Raw genomic sequence first — 17,897 nt, 5'->3', positions numbered from 1 at the left:
ACTACTCCGCCGCCGCCGAGTATCCGACGGTCGCCATCGGATTGAACTCGTGCTTGTCCTTGCCGGACACGCGTTCCGACCAGGGATCGACCTGTGCGAATTTCTGGGAGAAGACGAAGCGTTCGTAATAGGCCCGGCGCTTGTCCGGATCCTCCATGATCTGGCGACGGATCTCGTCATGACCGATACGCTTGGCCCATTTGTAGATGCGCTCGAGATAGCGACCCTGCTCGCGATACATCTGGGTCAGCGCCACGATATGCTCCAGCGCCTCGTCCTCGGTCTTCACAAGCCCCAGGACATCGGTACCCTTGATATCGAGACCTGCAGCACCGGCGAAATGGATCTCGAAGCCGGAATCCACGCAGATCACGCCGATGTCCTTGCAGGTCGCCTCCGCACAGTTGCGCGGACAGCCGGACACAGCGAGTTTCAGCTTGGCCGGAGTCCAGGAACCCCACATGAATTTCTCGATGCGGATGCCAAGCCCGGTCGAATCCTGCGTGCCGAAACGGCACCAGTCGGAACCGACGCAGGTCTTCACGGTCCTCAGTCCTTTGGCATAGGCCTGGCCCGAGACGAAACCGGCCTTGCCGAGATCGGCCCAGACGGCTGGCAGGTCTTCCTTCTCGATGCCGAGAAGGTCGATGCGCTGGCCTCCGGTGACCTTGACGAGGGGGATCTCGAACTTGTCGACGACATCGGCGATGGCGCGCAGCTCGGCAGCGTTGGTTACGCCACCCCACATCCGCGGCACGACGGAATAGGTGCCGTCCTTCTGGATGTTTGCGTGCACGCGCTCATTGATGAAACGGGACTGGTAGTCGTCTGCATATTCGTCAGGCCAGTCGCTGACGAGGTAGTAATTCAAGGCCGGCCGGCATTTGGCGCACCCGCAGGAGGTTTTCCATTCGAGTTCCTGCATCACCGCCGGGATCGTCTTCAACCCCTTGGCCTTGATCAGTCGGCGCACGTCGTCATGCCCGAGTTCGGTGCAGGTGCACATCGGCGTGACCGCAGCCGGGTTGTAGGCGTCGCCGAGTGTGAGCGCCATGAGTTGCTCGACAAGGCCCGTGCAGTTGCCACAGGAGGCCGACGCCTTGGTATGTGCGCGCACGCCATCCAGTGTCGTCAGACCTTTGCCCGTGATAGCCGCGGTGATTTTGCCCTTGCACACGCCGTTGCAGCCGCAGATTTCCGCATCATCCGGCAAGGCTGCAACGGCCGCCATAGGGTCCAGCGGAGACCCTCCCTGGTAGGACTGGCCGAAGATCAGTGTGTCGCGCATCTCCGATATGTCGGTCTGCTTCTTCAGGAGATCGAAGAACCAGGAACCATCGGCGGTTTCTCCATAGAGGACTGCGCCGATGATGCGGTTTTCCTTGAGAACCAGACGTTTGTAGATACCGGATGCTGCATCGCGCAGCACGATTTCCTCGCGATCCGGCGCCTCGCCGAAGTCTCCGGCGGAGAAGAGGTTGATACCGGTCACCTTGAGCTTCGTATTGACGACCGAGCCATGATATTCGGCGTCGCCGCCGGTCAGGCGGTCGGCCAGAACGCGGGCGCTTTCGTAGAGTGGGGCCACGAGGCCGTAGCAAATACCGCGATGCTCGGCACATTCCCCGAGCGAGAAGATCGAGGCATCCGAAGTCATCATGCCGTCGTCGACGACGATGCCCCGGTTGACGGCAAGGCCCGCATCCTTGGCAAGTTGGGATGCCGGACGAATGCCGACCGCCATGATGACCATGTCGCCGGCAATCACCCTGCCGTCTTCGAGCTCGATCCCTTCGACCCTGTCGGTGCCAAGAATCTGCTTCGTGTTTGCCTTGGTGATGATCTCGATTCCACGCTCCGTGAGCGCCTTTTCCAGAAGATAGGCGGCTGCCGGATCAAGCTGCCGCTCCATGATCGTTGGCATCAGGTGGATGACGGTCACCTCCATGCCCTGGCGCTTGAGGCCATAGGCTGCCTCGAGGCCGAGAAGCCCACCGCCGATGACGATCGCGCGGCCTTTGCGCTCGGCGATCTCCAGCATTTTTTCGACATCGTCGAGGTCGCGATAGGCAAGCACGCCTGGCAGCTGATGGCCCGGAACCGGGATGATGAAGGGGAGCGACCCCGTCGCGATGACCAGCTTGTCATAACCGGCGGTGATGCCATTCGCCGATGTCACCGTCTTTGCCAGACGGTCGATCTCCGTGACCCTTGCGCCCTTGTGGAGCGTCACGCCCTGCGCGGCATACCAGGCATCGTCATGGATCACGATGTCCTCATAGGCCTTCTCGCCGGAGAGAACGGGAGAAAGCATGATGCGGTCGTAATTGACCCGCGGCTCCGCGTTGAAGATCGTTGTCTCATAGAGACCGGGCGCCTTCTCGAACAGTTCTTCCAGCATGCGGCCCGGCGCCATGCCATTGCCGATGATGACCAGTTTTTCCGCCATGGGTCTCACTCCGCAGCTTCTACGAAGCGATGACGTTCGTAGAGGAATTTCAACACGGCCTCGCGGCATTTGAGGTAGGTGCGATCCGAGGCGAGCTCGATCCGATTGCGCGGGCGCTCGATCGGCACGTCGAGGATCTCCCCGATCCGGGCCGCTGGACCGTTCGTCATCATCACGATCCGGTCGGAGAGCAGCACGGCTTCGTCGACGTCATGAGTGATCATGATCATCGTATTGCCGAGCCGGCCGTGGATCTCCATGACAGCATCCTGCAGGTGCGCACGCGTCAGGGCATCGAGCGCGCCGAACGGCTCGTCGAGGAGAAGAACCTTCGGCTCCATCGACAGGGCCCGGGCGATGCCGACGCGCTGTTTCATGCCGCCCGAAATCTCGGCCGGGCGCTTGTCTTTCGCATGGCCCATCTGCACCAGGTCGAGATTGTGCATCACCCAGTCATGTTTTTCGGCCTTGGTCTTGCGCCCGGAAAACACTTTCGAGACGGCCAGATTGACGTTCTCATAGACGGTGAGCCAGGGCAGAAGCGAGTGGTTCTGGAAGACGACGGCACGGTCCGGACCCGGCTCGTTGACCTCCTGGTTTTCCAGAAGCACGGCGCCGGCGCTAACGCGTGTGAGCCCGGCAATCAGGTTCAGCAAAGTCGACTTCCCACAGCCAGAATGGCCGATGATCGAGACGAATTCACCCTTCTCGATGGTGAGTGTGATGTCCTTGAGGACTTCGGCGCGGACGCCGCCGCGTTCGAAACTTTTGTCGATGTGATCGATCTTGAGATAGCTGGACATGATGGCATCCCCCTCAGTTCTTGGCTGTGCCACGGGTGACGACGCTGCCCAGCAGTGCGACGAGCTTGTCGAGGACGAAGCCGGTCACGCCGATATAGACGAGCGCCACGATGATGTCGGGGAGACGAGACGAATTCCACGCATCCCAGATGAAGAAGCCGATGCCGACGCCGCCGGTCAGCATTTCGGCCGCGACGATTGCAAGCCAGGAGAGGCCCACGCCGATGCGAAGACCGGTGAAGATGTAGGGCGCCGCGGCCGGCACCATGATCCGGACGAAGAATTCCAGCGGGTTGAGACGCAGAACGCGGGCAATGTTGCGATAGTCGTCGGGAATATTGCGCACGCCGACGGCCGTATTGATGATCACCGGCCAGATCGACGTGATGAAGATGACGAAGATTGCGGACGGATTCGAATCCTGGAAGGCGGCGAGCGAGAGGGGCAGCCAGGCGAGCGGCGGCACGGTGCGCAGAATCTGGAAGATCGGATCGAGACCGCGCATGGCCCAGATGGATTGTCCGACGACGGCCCCGAGGAAAACGCCGACGATGGCGGCGAGGCCGAAGCCCATGGCGACGCGCTCCAGGGACGTCAGGACACGCCAGGCGAGGCCGATATCCTGCGAACCGTTTACGAAGAAGGGATCGACGATCAGATCGTAGCTCTCGAACCAGACCTGCGAGGGTGGTGGCAGGGTGGCGCCCGGTTGGGAGCAGGTGAGCTGCCAGATACCCAGGAGCACCAGCGTGACCAGGAGCGGCGGAAGCGTGTTGCGAGCAAGTCCGAGCCCGGCGCGCCTCACATCGAACTTCGGCGTTGTGCGCTTCGCCAGGTGAACAACGATGCCATTCCGGCTTTGGGAGGCAGGAATCGACTCGGTCTCTGCTTTTCGAGCGGTGGCGGTCATGGAAATATCCTCTGCGCGTATCGAATTGGAAGCGGGGTGTTTCCCTGCCCAAGCCGTTGCCGGACTGGGCAGGGAAAAGGCCGCAGCGTCAGGCGCTTGCCTTGATGGCGAGGCTGTCGAGATAGGCCTGCGGATTCTCCGGATCGAAGACCTTGCCGTCGAAGAAGGTTTCCGGGCCGCGGGAGGTGGAAGCCGGGATGTCGGCGTCGGCAACGCCGAGGTCCTTGGCGGCATCGCGCCAGATGTCCTCGCGGTTGACCTTGTCGACCAGCGCCTTGATGTCGGTATCGGGCGCGAGCTTGCCCCAGCGGACATTCTCGGTGAGGAACCAGGCGTCATGGCTCTTGAAGGGATAGGACGCGTGCTCCTTCCAGAACTTCATTTCCAGTCCGGAATCATCCACCACGCGGTCATTGCCGTAGTTGATCGTGCCCTTGAGGCGTCCAGCCACGTCCTTCGGCGGCACGTTGAACCACTGGCGCTTGCCGAGGATCGCCGACATTTCCTCCTTGTTGTCCATGCTGTCAGCCCACATCTGGGCCTCCATCACGGCCATCAGAAGAGCCTTGGCGGCGATCGGGTTCTGCTCGATCCAGTCGGATCGGAGACCCAGCGCCTTTTCCGGATGGCCCTTCCAGAGCTCACTCGTCGTACAGGCCGTGAAGCCGATCCCCTGATTGACCAGCTGCTCGTTCCATGGCTCACCCACGCAGAAGGCGTCCATGTTCCCGACCTTCATGTTCGCCACCATCTGTGGCGGGGGAACGACGATGGTCGATACGTCCTTGTCAGGGTCGATGCCGCCGGCAGCCAGCCAGTAGCGCAGCCAGAGATCATGGGTTCCACCGGGGAACGTCATGGCGACCTTCACCTCGCCGCCGGCAGCCTTCTTGGCTGCGAACACGTCCCTCAGCTTGGATGCGTCGAGCTGGACACCGGTCTCGGCATATTCCTTGGAAACCGAGATGCCCTGACTGTCCAGATTGAGGCGCGCCAGGATCGACATTGGAACGGGCACATTGTTCTGCGTCACCGTGCCTGCCGAGATGAGGTAGGGCATCGGGGTCAGAATATGTGCGCCGTCGATTCCGTTCGATCCGCCGCCGAGCACGAGATTGTCTCGTGTGGCGCCCCAGGAGGCCTGTTTCAGGATTTCGACTTCGGTCAGGCCGAACTTGTCGAATAGCCCCTTTTCCTTGGCGATGATCAGCGGTGCGGCATCGGTGAGTGCGATGTAGCCCAGCTTGACGCCCTTGACTTCCGGACCCGCGCCTGCGGCGAAGGCGCCCGATGGGAAGGCCAGCCGGGCGGCGCTGACGAGCGCTGCGGCGGAAGTGACCTTGAGGAGCTGGCGGCGGGTGGTGCTCATTCCTGTAGTCTTCGTCATGTCGTGTGGTCCCTCTGGTGTGACGGAGATCCGGAAAAACAAAAAAACGCCGCTCGGTGACTGCATCTGCGGGAATTGAGGATCCCGTGTGCAAACCAAGCGACGTCGATGTCTCTGGTGAGCGCGCTTCAGGCGCTCTTTCGCCCGGTCGCCGTTGACCGGATGTTTTCAATAACGCAATTGCCGTGCCAGTTTAAAGGAGTCCGCGCCAAGTATATGATAATAAATCAGAAAATAGCATAATGCTGAGGCGCCGCGCTTCAGGATGCCGATTTTTTCACGGTGTAAAATTTGTGCATCTGCACAAAGCCGCACGAAAAAGCGACACGATTTGTGCGCGTGCTCAGTCTTCCGCGGTATTCCGGACAGGTCTCCGCTCGGACCGGACGGCAAATCCCTCGATGTAATCCTGCATCCGGTCAGGATCAAAAACGCGGCCATCCATGAAGCGATCGCTCGGCGATGCCCCGGGCAGCAGGCCCGCGTCTTCCGGCAGAGAGGCCTCGGTCCCGAGCGCGTCGCGATAGAGGTCAGTGCGATAGGCACTCTGGACGCGCTGCATGTTGTCGGGGCTGAAGTCCACCTGTCCCCAACGGATCATCTGGCTGTAGATCCAGAGCGCCTGGTTCGCCTGGGGATAGTTGGCAGCCTGGCGATGGAAGACGAAATAGTCGCGGATCAGTCGCCGGTTGCCGCAGGCGTCGAGACTGAACTCACCTGCCAGCACACGGCGGATGATGTCCTGCGGGGCTGAGATATAGCGCGGCGAAGCCAGGATCTCGGAGAGATGATCGTGGTTGTCCGGCTGGTCGCACCAACGGGCCGCCTTGTCGAGCGCAACGATCAATCGGCTGACGGTATCGCCATTCGTCGCAACCCAGTCCGGCCGCATGCCCACGACCTTCTCCGGTGCTGACGGCCAGATATCCTGTTTCGCCGCGACGATCCGCCCGACGCCGCGCTCGGAGGCCACCATGTTCCATGGCGCACCGACACAGAAGCCGTCGATGGCACCGGCCGCGAGCGCGTCCGAGGTCAGCGGCGGCGGCACAACCACAAGCTTCACGTCATGATCGGGATCGACCCCGCCCGCCGCCAGCCAGTAGCGGAATTCATAATTGTGCGAGGAGAAGGGATAGGTCATACCGAGCGTCGGCGGTTGCTCCCCCTTCTGCCGCATGTCGGCCAATACAGCGGCGAGCGCTTTGGCATTGTCGAGCGCACTCGCATCCTCGGCGAGATCGGCGCGAGCCTTCATGCGTTCATAGAGCCTGAGCGAGAGGGTGATCGCATTGCCGCCGCGCCCGAGAGAAAAGGGCGTGATCGTCGGAGAGGGATTGGAGCCGAGATCGAGCATCGAGGCGACCGGCATGGGCGACAGCATGTGCGCTATGTCGAACTGGCGGAAGGCGAGGCGGTCACGGACATTGGCCCAGGAGACATCGCGCACGAGATCGAGCGTGAGGCCTTCATGCGCTGCAAATCCCATTTCCGCTGCCGCGATCAGGATCGAGGCGTCCATCAGCGGAATGAAACCGGCACGCAGGACCCGTTGCTCTCGTCCGGAACTAAGAAGCGCCGGAGCGCCTGTGCCGATTTCTCCCTGCCTGCTCATCATGTCGCTCACTTTAGTGTCCCCACCGCATCGTCATCACAGCAGCAATCCCGCTGCCGTCACCACGCTCTGGGCTATGTCGACCAGCTTCTTTTTCTCGTTCATTGCCGTCTGGCGCAGCAGCGTGAAGGCCTCTTCCTCGCTCATGCCACGCATCTTCATGAGAATGCCCTTGGCCCGCTCTATGATTTTGCGCTCCTCCAGCGCCGAGCGCGCATCGGCAAGCTCCCGTTGCAGGCGGCTGAAGGCATTGAAGCGGCTCACCGCCATGTCGAGGATGGGCTTTACGCGCTCCTTGCGCAATCCGTCGACGATATAAGCCGAGACGCCGGCATCGACCGCGGCCTCGATCGAGGCTGTATCGGATCGATCGACGAACATGGCGATCGGCCGGCTGACGGACCGGGTTAGTTGGAACAGATGCTCCATCATGTCGCGGTTCGGGTTTTCGATATCGATGATGATGACGTCAGGAGACAAGGTCTCGACTATCTTCGCGATTCCCTGGACCTCCAGCGCGACAGTGACATGCTGGTGTCCTGCTTCGCGCAAACCATCCTCGATGATCGCCGCGCGAACGGCGTTCTCATCGATGACGAGGATGGTGAGGTTCAGATGGTTCATGCCGCGATTGATGACGCAATGCAGCAAAGTTGGCAAGCTGTCGGCCTAATTTTTGAGCCAGACAGATTGGGGCTTATTTTTTTGGCAGTTGCCTTTGCGCCTTGCGGGCCAGCAGGTGGATAAATGGCTCCCACCCCGGATGTATTCGCATCCGGGGCCTAAGGATTGCTGATCTGCTCGGCGGGGTCAGTAGGAACTTTCCAGGCTGTAACGACCGCCCGGATAGAGAAGCCGCACCGACGTCACCAGGCGGTTGCCGGACCAGGTCCGTCGCCGGACCTGAAGACACGGTTCTGATTTCGCAATCGCCAGCAGGCGGCACTCCCAGGGCTGCGGCAGCACGGCCTCGACGAACTGCTCGGCCCGCGAGATCGGCGCGATGGAACTCAGATAGGCGCTTGGCGTGATCGTGTGAAAATCGCGGTCGAGATAATCAGGGGCAATTTCCGCATTCACAAAGCGGTCTTCGAGCTGGATCGGAAGATCATCTTCCTTGTGCACGATCACCGAATGGAAGGCCGTCGTGCCGGCTGCAACCTCCAGCCGGTCGGCGAGGTTATGGTCGCAGACTTCGGCCTGTCTCAGCACGAGTTCGGCCGAATGCACCCCGCCACGCTCGGCGATCTCGTCCGCGATGCTGCGAACATCTGCAACGTTGGCGCTGCGCTTCTTCGGCGCGACGAACGAGCCGCGCCCCTGGACGCGGATGATCACACCCTCGCTGGCAAGCTCCCGCAGGGCCCGATGCGCCGTCATGCGGCTCACCCCCAGCAGATCGACCAGCTCGTTCTCCGAGGGGATCCGATGATTGGTCGGCCAGTCTCCACGCTCGATCCGCGCTCTGATCTCGGATTTCATCTGCTCGTAGAGCGGCGTGTCCTGCCGTTCCTCGGGGAGTGCAAATCCTGATTGATCGTCGGACATGGTGGTCGACCCTGATGGTGGCTGAGCGTATCGGCATTGTCGTCGCCAAAACGCGGGAACCGCTCCCTTTATCGGCAGAGGCCTTGTCTAGGCAAGCTGTTCCCCATGCGATGTCGGGCCAGATGAGGCTCTGATCGCGATGGTGTAGAGCGTTGAGCCTGAAGCCTGCGGTTCGATCTCGAAGCCGCTTCGCCCCTCCAGGCCCAGCAGAACGTCGCCGAGCCCGACATTCAATCGCATGCGATCGATCGTGACGAGGGCATCGTCGCGAAAGACGACGGCGACCATGTCCCCGGAGACGGGAAATGTCTGAGCATCGGAGACAATGACTTTGGTCATGCGATGAACGAAACGCCCGCGAAGGCTCATGACGTTGAGGTCGAGCGTCTCACCACCCAGGCAATCGGCATTGACTTCAGCATCGCCGGAGAAGGGAAAGGGCATGGACCCCACGGTTAAGGGCGGCTCCTTGTGACCGTCAACCGTGAGCCGCATGCCGCCCCCCTGAAGAACGGCAATCGTCCGGTCGATACCCGGAAAGACCGAGAAGGGGCCCGATGCGCCAACCGTCGCCAGGCTGATCCGCCAGTCAAAACCGCCGGGGCCATGCAACGCGGGCTTTGAGATCACCTCGCGGGTGATCCCCAGCCCGTTTTTCCAGGGCATCTTCAGGTGCTCGTCAAAGCGCTGAATGCGGATGGACATGGGCGCATCGATCCCTCTCAGTTGCCGAGAATGCCGGGCAGGCGCAGACCCTTTTCCTTCGCGCAATCGAGCGCGATCTCGTAGCCCGCATCGGCATGGCGCATCACGCCGGTCGCCGGGTCGTTCCAGAGCACCCGCTCCAGCCGGCGTGCAGCATCATCCGTGCCGTCGGCGCAGATGACCATGCCCGAATGTTGACTGAAACCCATGCCGACACCGCCGCCGTGATGCAGCGAGACCCAGGTGGCACCCGAGGCGCAGTTGAGCAAAGCGTTGAGAAGCGGCCAGTCGGACACGGCGTCCGAGCCGTCCTTCATCGCCTCCGTTTCGCGGTTGGGCGAGGCGACCGAACCGGAGTCGAGGTGGTCGCGGCCGATGACGACGGGTGCCTTCAGCTCGCCACTGCGAACCATTTCGTTGAAGGCGAGGCCAAGCTTGTGACGATCGCCAAGACCGACCCAGCAGATGCGCGCCGGCAGGCCCTGAAAGGCGATGCGCTCGCGCGCCATGTCCAGCCAGTTGTGCAGGTGCGTGTTGTCGGGCAGCAGCTCCTTAACCTTGGCGTCCGTCTTGTAGATATCTTCCGGATCACCCGAAAGTGCGGCCCAGCGGAAGGGGCCGATGCCGCGGCAGAAGAGCGGACGGATATAGGCCGGCACGAAACCGGGGAAGGCAAAGGCGTTCTCGAAGCCTTCCTCCTTGGCGACCTGGCGAATGTTGTTGCCGTAATCGAGCGTCGGAATGCCCCTGTTCCAGAAGTCGACCATGGCCTGCACATGCGTCTTCATCGAAGCGCGGGCGGCAACTTCCACCGCCTTCGGATCGCTCTCTTGGCGTGCCCGCCATTCGGCAACCGTCCAGCCGACCGGCAGATAGCCATGGATCGGATCATGTGCCGAGGTCTGGTCGGTGACGATGTCTGGACGCACGCCGCGGCGCACGAGTTCCGGGAAAACGTCGGCGGCGTTGCCGAGCAGGCCGACGGATTTCGCCTCACCCGCCTTGGTCCACTGATCGATCAGATCAAGCGCCTCGTCCAGCGTCTGCGCCTTGGCGTCGACGTAACGGGTGCGCAGGCGGAAATCGATGCGGGTCTCATCGCATTCGACGGCAAGGCAGCAGGCCCCGGCCATGACGGCCGCCAGCGGCTGGGCACCGCCCATGCCACCAAGGCCACCGGTCAGGATCCATTTGCCCTTGAGGTTGCCATCATAGTGCTGCCGGCCGGCCTCCACGAAAGTCTCGTAGGTGCCCTGTACGATGCCCTGGGTGCCGATATAGATCCACGAGCCAGCGGTCATCTGGCCGTACATGGCGAGACCCTTTTTATCCAGCTCGTTGAAGTGATCCCAGGTCGCCCAGTGCGGCACGAGGTTGGAATTGGCGATCAGCACGCGCGGCGCGTCCTTGTGGGTACGGAACACGCCGACCGGCTTGCCCGACTGCACGATGAGCGTTTCTTCCTCGGTCAGCGTCTTCAGCGTCTCGACGATCTGGTCGAAATCCTCCCAGGTCCGGGCAGCACGGCCGATGCCGCCATAGACGACCAGTTCATGCGGCCGTTCGGCAACATCGGGGTCGAGATTGTTCATCAGCATCCGGAGCGGCGCTTCCGTCATCCAGCTCTTGGCCGAGAGTTCGGTTCCGGTGGCGGCGCGGACGTCGCGGATATTGTGTCGGGGATTGCTCATGGTCGTCGCTCCTCAGCGTTTCAGGTCGAGCGCGATGGCTTCGATTGATGTCAGAATGTCCTTGAGATGGTGTCGCAGCCTCTCGGCCTTCCCGGCGTCATAGGCGAAAGGTGGTGCTTCAGTGGTCAGATGCGTGACCTGTGCCAGTTCCATCTGGATGGCGTGAACGCCGGTGTCCGGTTTCCCGTAATGCCGGGTCGTCCAGCCACCTTTGAACCGCCCGTTGACCACCGACGTGTAACCCTCGGCCCGACCGGTGATCTCGGCGGCGGCCTTCTCAATCCTGTCGTCGCAGGTACGTCCCAGGTCAGTTCCGATGTTGAAATCCGGCAGAGCTCCTTCGAACAGGAAAGGGATCAGCGAGCGGATTGAATGGCAGTCGTAGAGGACCGCCATGCCGTGCATGGCCTTCACGCGCTCGATCTCGGCCTTGAGCGCCCCATGGTAGGGCGTATGGAAGCGCGCCAGTCGATCGGCGATGTCGTCGCTATCAGGCTCCTCGCCGCCTCTCCAGATCGCGACCCCGTCGAAATCGGTCTGCGGCACGAGACCGGTGGTATTCTGTCCCGGATAGAGGCTCACACCTTCGGGATCGCGGTTTGCATCGATCACATAGCGATGGAAGGTCGCCCTGACCGTCGTCGCTTCCGGCAGCAGGCCGGCATAGAGCTCATGGATGTGCCAGTCGGTATCGGCAAGCAGCTTCCCGTTGTCATCGAGGCGACCCCAGATCTCAGGCGGGACCTCTGTGCCTGTGTGCGGAAAGGCGAGAATGACGGGCGACGAGCCGCGCGTGACTTCAAACACCGTCATCTCAGCCCTCCAGACCCGGCAAAAGCCCCGCAGAGACAGCCGAGATCAAAGTGCCGTCAGCCACAAGCCGACCGGCAGCCTCAAGATCGGGCGCCATGTAACGATCCTCCTCCAGCGTGGCGACATGGACACGCAAGGCGGAGATCACCCGTTGCAGTTCCGGGCTCGTTGTCAGAGGGCTGCGGAATTCGACGCCCTGGGCGGCCGTCAGGGCCTCGATGCCGATGATCGAGAACAGGTTATCGGTCATCTGCAGCAGGCGCCGTGCACCATGGCAGGCCATGGAGACATGGTCTTCCTGATTGGCCGATGTCGGCGTCGAATCAACCGAGGCCGGATGTGCCATCTGCTTGTTCTCGCTCATCAGCGCAGCGGATGTGACTTCCGCGATCATCAGGCCAGAGTTGAGGCCGGGTTTTTTCGCGAGGAAGGCAGGCAATCCGTAGGAGAGGGCAGGATCGACCAGCAGCGCGATGCGGCGCTGCGCGATCGCGCCGATTTCGCAGACCGCAATCGCGATCTGGTCGGCGGCGAATGCCACCGGCTCGGCATGGAAGTTGCCGCCCGAGACAACGCTCATGTCGGAAAGAACCAGCGGATTGTCGGTGACGGCATTCGCTTCGATTTCGAGAGTGCGCCCGGTCATGCGCAGGAGATCGAGGCAGGCGCCATCGACCTGTGGCTGGCAACGGATGCAATAGGGATCCTGCACCCGCTCGTCACCCTCCAGGTGACTTTCCCGAACGACCGACCCGGCCAGCAGCCCACGCAAGGCGGCTGCGGTATCGATCTGGCCCTTGTGGCCGCGGAGTGTGTGAATATCCGCTGTGAACGGCGCCGAGGAACCCATGGCCGCATCGGTCGAGAGTGCTCCCGTGATGAGCGCCGCTTGCGCCGCGCGGTGGGCGCGGAAGAGGCCGGCCAGCGCCAGCGCCGTCGAGGCCTGCGTGCCGTTGATCAGTGCGAGACCTTCCTTGGCCGCCAGCACGACCGGCGTCAGTCCCGCGCGCGTCAGGGCCTCCGCGCCCGGCAGACGGACGCCCTGATAGAAGGCTTCGGCCTCGCCCATCATGACCGCCGCCATGTGGGCGAGCGGCGCGAGGTCTCCAGAGGCGCCGACCGACCCCTTTTCCGGAATGAGCGGCGTGACACCCTTCGCCAGCATGCCTTCGATGAGACGGACGAGCTCCAGCCGAACGCCGGAAGCGCCACGGCCGAGGGAAATCAGCTTCAGCGCCATGATTAGCCGCACGATATCGTCGGCCAGCGGCTGACCCACGCCGCAGCAATGCGACAGGATGAGATTGCGCTGCAGCATTTCCGTATCAGCCGCGTCGATCTTGATCGAGGCGAGCTTTCCGAAGCCGGTATTGATGCCGTAAACCGGCTCGTTGCCGGCGGCGATTTCCGCAATGCGCGCCGCCGCCCTTTCGATCCCTGCATCGAAACTGCGGTCAAGGGCCGCACTCTCGCCGGTCCAGTAGATCCGGGCGAGTTCGGCGAGGGTGACGCGGCCGGGGTGAAGCGTAATGGTCACGACAGGTTTCCTTCGGTGATTTGGCCGTTCCAGATGCGTCGGTAGAGCGGGTTGAAGCCGATTCGGTAGACGAGCTCCGCAGGGCTTTCGATCGACCAGATGGCGAGGTCTGCCTGCTTGCCGGCCTCGATTGTCCCCACCGTATCGAGGCGCCCGAGCGCGCGAGCGGCATTGCGGGTGACGCCGAGAAGGCATTCCTCGACCGTCATGTTGAACAGGGTTGCACCCATGTTCATCGTCAGCAGGAGTGAGGTCAGCGGTGAGGTGCCCGGATTGCAATCGGTAGCGAGCGCCATGGCCGTACCGTGTTTGCGGAAGAGTTCGATCGGCGGCTTCTTCGTCTCGCGAATGAAGTAGTAGGCACCGGGCAGCATCACGGCCACGGTCCCCGCCTTGCTCATTGCGTCGGCCCCCTCGTCGTCGGTATATTCCAGATGATCGGCGGAGAGGGCCTGATATCCTGCCGCAAGTGCTGCCCCATGAAGATTGGAAAGCTGGTCTGCGTGGAGCTTCACCGGAAGGTCGAGTGACTTCGCTTCATCAAAGACCAGCTGCATTTCCTCGGGCGAGAAAGCGATGCCCTCGCAAAACCCGTCTACGGCATCCACCAGCCCCTCGGAATGCGCGGCGCGCAGTCCCGGCATCACGACCTCCGCGATGAAGTCGCGATTGCGGCCCTTGTACTCGGCGGGTGTCGCATGCGCGCCGAGATAGGTCGTAGTGACGGAAACCTGGCGCTTGTCGGCGAGCCGCCGTGCAGCCTGCAGCATCTTGAGCTCGTCTTCGACAGTCAGCCCATAGCCGGACTTGACCTCGACCGTGGTCACGCCCTCCGCAATCAGCGCATCGAGCCGGGGAAGCGTTTGCGAGACAAGATCCGCTTCGCTCGCCTCGCGCACCTGGCGCACAGAAGAGACGATGCCGCCCCCGGCGCGCGCAATCTCTTCGTAGGAGGCACCGGCGAGACGCATCTCGAATTCCCGGGCGCGATTGCCGGCATGGACGAGATGCGTGTGGCAATCGATGAGGCCGGGCGTCACCCAGCGACCTTCGCAATCGATGACGTCGGCACCGTGCGGCAGACCGATTTCGCCGGCTTCGCCGACCGCAGCGATTGTGCCCCCCTCGATGACGATCGTGCCGGAGCCGATCGTTCCGAGATCAGCGCTGTTGGCCGCCATGGTGGCAAGCCGTGCATTTGTCAGAACCGTCGTCATGTCGCCTCGCTTTCCGACCACGCTGCCGTCGATTTCAGCATGTCCTGGATCTTCCGGATAACGGCATTCAACGGCTGGTCGTCCCGGTAGAAGCCGACATCGCGCCGGACCCACTGATAAAGTTTCTCTGTCGCCATCGCCCTTCCGGCGCCGGAAGGCTGAAGATCATAGGCCTGCGCGGCGGCGGCCAGCTCGATTGCGAGTACAGTCTCGAGATTGTCGAGGATCGCCAGAGCCTTGCCCGCAGCCGGCGTCGCATGGGTCAGAATATCCTCCTGCAGCGCCGAGGTGATCCCGCCGTCGAGGCTGGCCGGCATCGCCAGTCGCCGATTTTCCGCAACCAGCGCTGCGGCCGTGTATTGAATGATCATGAAGCCCGATTCGACGCCGCTACCGGAGGCGAGAAAAGCGGGAAGCCCGCTCACCAGCGGGTTCACGAGCCGGTCAACCCGCCGCTCGGAAATGGCAGCCAGCTCGGCGGCGGCGGTGGCGAGGCTGTCCATGGCAAGGCCAAGCGCCGCACCGACGGCATGCGCCTGCGAATGCACCTGCGGATCCGCGGGCGAGCCGCTGACAGCGGGATTGTCGGTGACGCTCGCCAGTTCGCGATCGACCACCGCGCGCACCTGTGAGAGCGCATCGCGCACCGCGCCATGCACGTGTGGCACGGCCCTGAGGCTGAGCGGGTCCTGCGTCCGCTTACCGGCAGCTTCGGCCAGAAGTGCGCTCCCGGACAGCAGTCTTCGCAGATTGCGTCCGACCTGCTGCAGTCCGTCCGACTTCCGCAAAGCCAGTGGCATTTCCGCGAAAGGATCGGCTTGTGCGCCAAGGTTCTCGTAGGTCATTGCCGCAGCGGCATCCGCCCAGTCGAGAAGCTGCGCGAGCCGGGTGACGGCAAGGGCCGAAAGCCCTGTCGCGCATGGGGTGCCGTTGACGAGGCTCAGACCTTCCTTCGCCTGGAGCACCAGCGGCTTGAGGTCCAGTGCTGCCAGCGCCTCTGCGCCCGGTATTAGCTGGCCGTCATGTCGGCATTCGCCGGATCCGATCAGGACAAGCCCTATGGCCGCGCCATGCGTCAGGTAACCGACCGACCCCCTGGATGGGATCACCGGAAGCATATCATTGTTCAGAAGGGTGACGAGCGCCTCGACGACCTCGAGCCGGATGCCGGAATAACCATGGGCGAAATTGGCGATCTGAGCCGCCATGATGGCACGCGTTTCCACCCGCCCGAGCAGTTCACCGACGCCACAGGAATGGCTGAACAACAGATTGCGCGAGAGTGCCGCCTGATCCTCGCGGTCGATGATCACGTCGCACAAGGCCCCGACGCCGGTGTTGATCCCGTAGCCACGGATACCCCGGTCAACCAAGGCATCGACGATCGCGCGGGAATTCTTGATCCGGAGGCGTGCTGGTTGGCTCAGAACGAGCTGCGCGCCGTCGGCAATGGCAACAACCATGTCAGTGGTGAGTGACGTTTCCAGGGCGATTGTTTCAGACATGTTTCGACGCCTCCGCGCCGGCACGTCGCTGCACGAAGCGGGCGACGTAGTCATCTGCCGGTGTGTTGAGGATCTGGCTCGGCGTGCCAACCTGCACCAGTCGTCCATCCTTGAGTATAGCGATTTCGTGACCGATCCTGAGCGCCTCGTCGAGATCGTGAGTTATGAAGACAATGGTCTTCGAAAGGTTCTTTTCCAGTTGCAGTAGCTGATCCTGCATGTCTGTCCGGATCAGTGGATCGAGCGCGGAAAAGGCTTCGTCCATCAGGATCACGTCGGTGTCAGCGGCAAGCGCGCGCGCGAGGCCCACGCGCTGCTTCATGCCGCCTGACAACTGGTGCGGGTGCTTGTTCTCGTAGCCTGAGAGACCGACCGTCTCGATCCATTTCATGCCGATCGGATTGGCCTCGGCTTTGCTTAGACCGCGCACACGCTGGCCGTAGACGACATTCTGCAGGACAGTGCGATGTGGCATGAGGCCGAAACTCTGGAACACCATGCTGACGCGGCGGGTCCGGAATTCCCGCAGGTCGCGGGCATTGAGTTCCAGCACGTTCTGGCCATCGACGAGTATTTCGCCGCTCGTCGGTTCGATCAGGCGGTTGATGTGACGCACCAGGGTTGACTTGCCAGATCCCGACAGACCCATGATCACGAAGATGCGGGACGAGCCGATGGTCAGGCTGATATCATTGAGGCCGACGCTGCAGCCGGTGCGTTCGAGGATTTCGCCCTTCTCCGCACCGCTTCGTGCCATGGCGACGGCCTCCTTCTGATTGCGGCCGAAAATCTTGAAGACGTTGCGAATTGAAATCTCAGTCATCCTGGCGATCCTCCAGCTTAGAGCGGCCGAAGCCCTGGGTAATGCGATCGAGCACGATAGCGAGGATCACGATGCCGAGACCCGCCTCCAGTCCCTTGCCGACATCAAGCGTCTGAATGCCGTTCAGCACCTGTTCGCCAAGGCCGCGGGCACCAATCATGGAGGCGACCACGACCATGGAAAGCGCCATCATGATGGTCTGGTTGAGACCGGCCATGATCGTAGGCGTTGCGAGCGGAAGCTCGACCCCGAACAGTATCTGTCGCGGGCTGCCACCAAAGGCCGTCGCGGCTTCCACGACTTCACCATCGACCTGGCGGATGCCGAGGTCTGTCAGACGTATCAGAGGCGGGACGGCATAGACGATGGTAGCAAGCACTGCCGGCACCTTGCCTAGCCCAAAGAGCATGATCGCCGGGATGAGATAAACGAAACTCGGCATGGTTTGCATCACGTCGAGGATTGGAAGCGTGACGCTGCGCATCACCCTGCTTTTGGCCAGCCATATCCCCATGGGGACCCCGATTGCGACGGAGATCAATGTGGCCATCAGCATCAGGGCGAGGGTCTGCATAGCGAGGTCCCACAGGCCGAGCATGCCGATGAGAAAAAGCAGGATCGCAACCATTGCAACGAATGTGATCTTTTTGGTCGCTTGCCAGCCAATTGCCATGAAGACAATGATGATCAGCCACCAAGGAAGACCTCGCAAGATCCATTCGATGAATAGAACCGCTTGTAGGATCGTGTGGGAAATCGCCTTGAAAACGAAGCCGTAGTTGATCACCAGCGACTGGACTGCGTCGTTGATCGGTCCACGGATGGATATGTGGAAACTGTCTGGGAACATCGCTCAGTCCTTTGGCGCTGAGAGGCCATACGGTGCCGCGCGCG

15 protein-coding genes are annotated in these 17,897 nt (G+C 62.0%); all 15 read right to left on the bottom strand.

Features of this window, described 5'->3' with window-relative positions:
- Position 1: 1 nt before the first annotated feature.
- The gene (nirB, locus tag LJE98_RS05075) at positions 2-2,449 is read right to left on the bottom strand and encodes a nitrite reductase large subunit NirB (protein ID WP_229573804.1); all 2,448 of its coding nucleotides are present in this window, start codon (positions 2,447-2,449) and stop codon (positions 2-4) included.
- A 5-nt stretch (positions 2,450-2,454) separates the two neighbouring features.
- Positions 2,455-3,252: an ABC transporter ATP-binding protein gene (locus LJE98_RS05070; protein WP_229573802.1), complete on the bottom strand. Its 798-nt coding sequence runs from the start codon at positions 3,250-3,252 to the stop codon at positions 2,455-2,457.
- Between the two features lie 13 nt (positions 3,253-3,265).
- A complete protein-coding gene (gene ntrB, locus LJE98_RS05065) occupies positions 3,266-4,162 on the bottom strand; it encodes a nitrate ABC transporter permease (RefSeq protein ID WP_229573801.1) in 897 nt (298 codons plus the stop codon).
- A gap of 88 nt (positions 4,163-4,250) precedes the next feature.
- Positions 4,251-5,549, bottom strand: coding sequence for a CmpA/NrtA family ABC transporter substrate-binding protein (locus LJE98_RS05060; protein WP_229573800.1), 1,299 nt, complete (start codon positions 5,547-5,549; stop codon positions 4,251-4,253).
- Between the two features lie 343 nt (positions 5,550-5,892).
- A complete protein-coding gene (locus LJE98_RS05055) occupies positions 5,893-7,167 on the bottom strand; it encodes a CmpA/NrtA family ABC transporter substrate-binding protein (RefSeq protein WP_229573799.1) in 1,275 nt (424 codons plus the stop codon).
- 33 nt (positions 7,168-7,200) lie between these two features.
- On the bottom strand, positions 7,201-7,788 hold the full coding sequence (locus LJE98_RS05050; protein ID WP_229573797.1) for an ANTAR domain-containing response regulator: 588 nt from the start codon (positions 7,786-7,788) through the stop codon (positions 7,201-7,203).
- 186 nt (positions 7,789-7,974) lie between these two features.
- Complete coding sequence (gene hutC, locus LJE98_RS05045; RefSeq protein ID WP_229573796.1) at positions 7,975-8,712, bottom strand: histidine utilization repressor; 738 nt, start codon at positions 8,710-8,712, stop codon at positions 7,975-7,977.
- Between the two features lie 87 nt (positions 8,713-8,799).
- Positions 8,800-9,417: a HutD family protein gene (locus LJE98_RS05040; protein WP_229573792.1), complete on the bottom strand. Its 618-nt coding sequence runs from the start codon at positions 9,415-9,417 to the stop codon at positions 8,800-8,802.
- Between the two features lie 17 nt (positions 9,418-9,434).
- On the bottom strand, positions 9,435-11,108 hold the full coding sequence (gene hutU / locus LJE98_RS05035) for a urocanate hydratase (RefSeq protein ID WP_229573787.1): 1,674 nt from the start codon (positions 11,106-11,108) through the stop codon (positions 9,435-9,437).
- Between the two features lie 12 nt (positions 11,109-11,120).
- Positions 11,121-11,921 carry an N-formylglutamate deformylase gene (hutG, locus tag LJE98_RS05030; protein WP_229573786.1) on the bottom strand — a complete coding sequence of 267 codons (801 nt, stop codon included), beginning with the start codon at positions 11,919-11,921 and terminating at the stop codon, positions 11,121-11,123.
- A gap of 1 nt (position 11,922) precedes the next feature.
- Positions 11,923-13,458 carry a histidine ammonia-lyase gene (gene hutH, locus LJE98_RS05025; protein ID WP_229573785.1) on the bottom strand — a complete coding sequence of 512 codons (1,536 nt, stop codon included), beginning with the start codon at positions 13,456-13,458 and terminating at the stop codon, positions 11,923-11,925.
- Positions 13,455-14,675: an imidazolonepropionase gene (gene hutI / locus LJE98_RS05020; RefSeq protein WP_229573784.1), complete on the bottom strand. Its 1,221-nt coding sequence runs from the start codon at positions 14,673-14,675 to the stop codon at positions 13,455-13,457. Before hutI ends, hutH begins: the two co-directional genes overlap by 4 nt.
- On the bottom strand, positions 14,672-16,180 hold the full coding sequence (locus LJE98_RS05015; protein WP_229573782.1) for an HAL/PAL/TAL family ammonia-lyase: 1,509 nt from the start codon (positions 16,178-16,180) through the stop codon (positions 14,672-14,674). The genes hutI and LJE98_RS05015 overlap by 4 nt, the downstream gene beginning before the upstream one ends.
- A complete protein-coding gene (locus tag LJE98_RS05010) occupies positions 16,173-17,003 on the bottom strand; it encodes a quaternary amine ABC transporter ATP-binding protein (protein WP_229573780.1) in 831 nt (276 codons plus the stop codon). The genes LJE98_RS05015 and LJE98_RS05010 overlap by 8 nt, the downstream gene beginning before the upstream one ends.
- Positions 16,996-17,853: an ABC transporter permease gene (locus LJE98_RS05005; RefSeq protein ID WP_229573778.1), complete on the bottom strand. Its 858-nt coding sequence runs from the start codon at positions 17,851-17,853 to the stop codon at positions 16,996-16,998. The genes LJE98_RS05010 and LJE98_RS05005 overlap by 8 nt, the downstream gene beginning before the upstream one ends.
- Positions 17,854-17,897 lie beyond the last annotated feature (44 nt).

It is taken from the genome of Rhizobium sp. 'Codium 1', from assembly GCF_020889605.1.
GTDB lineage: Bacteria > Pseudomonadota > Alphaproteobacteria > Rhizobiales > Rhizobiaceae > Allorhizobium > Allorhizobium algae.
Note: the sequence above shows the minus strand (reverse complement) of the source record. Positions and strands in the feature narration are given on the sequence as shown.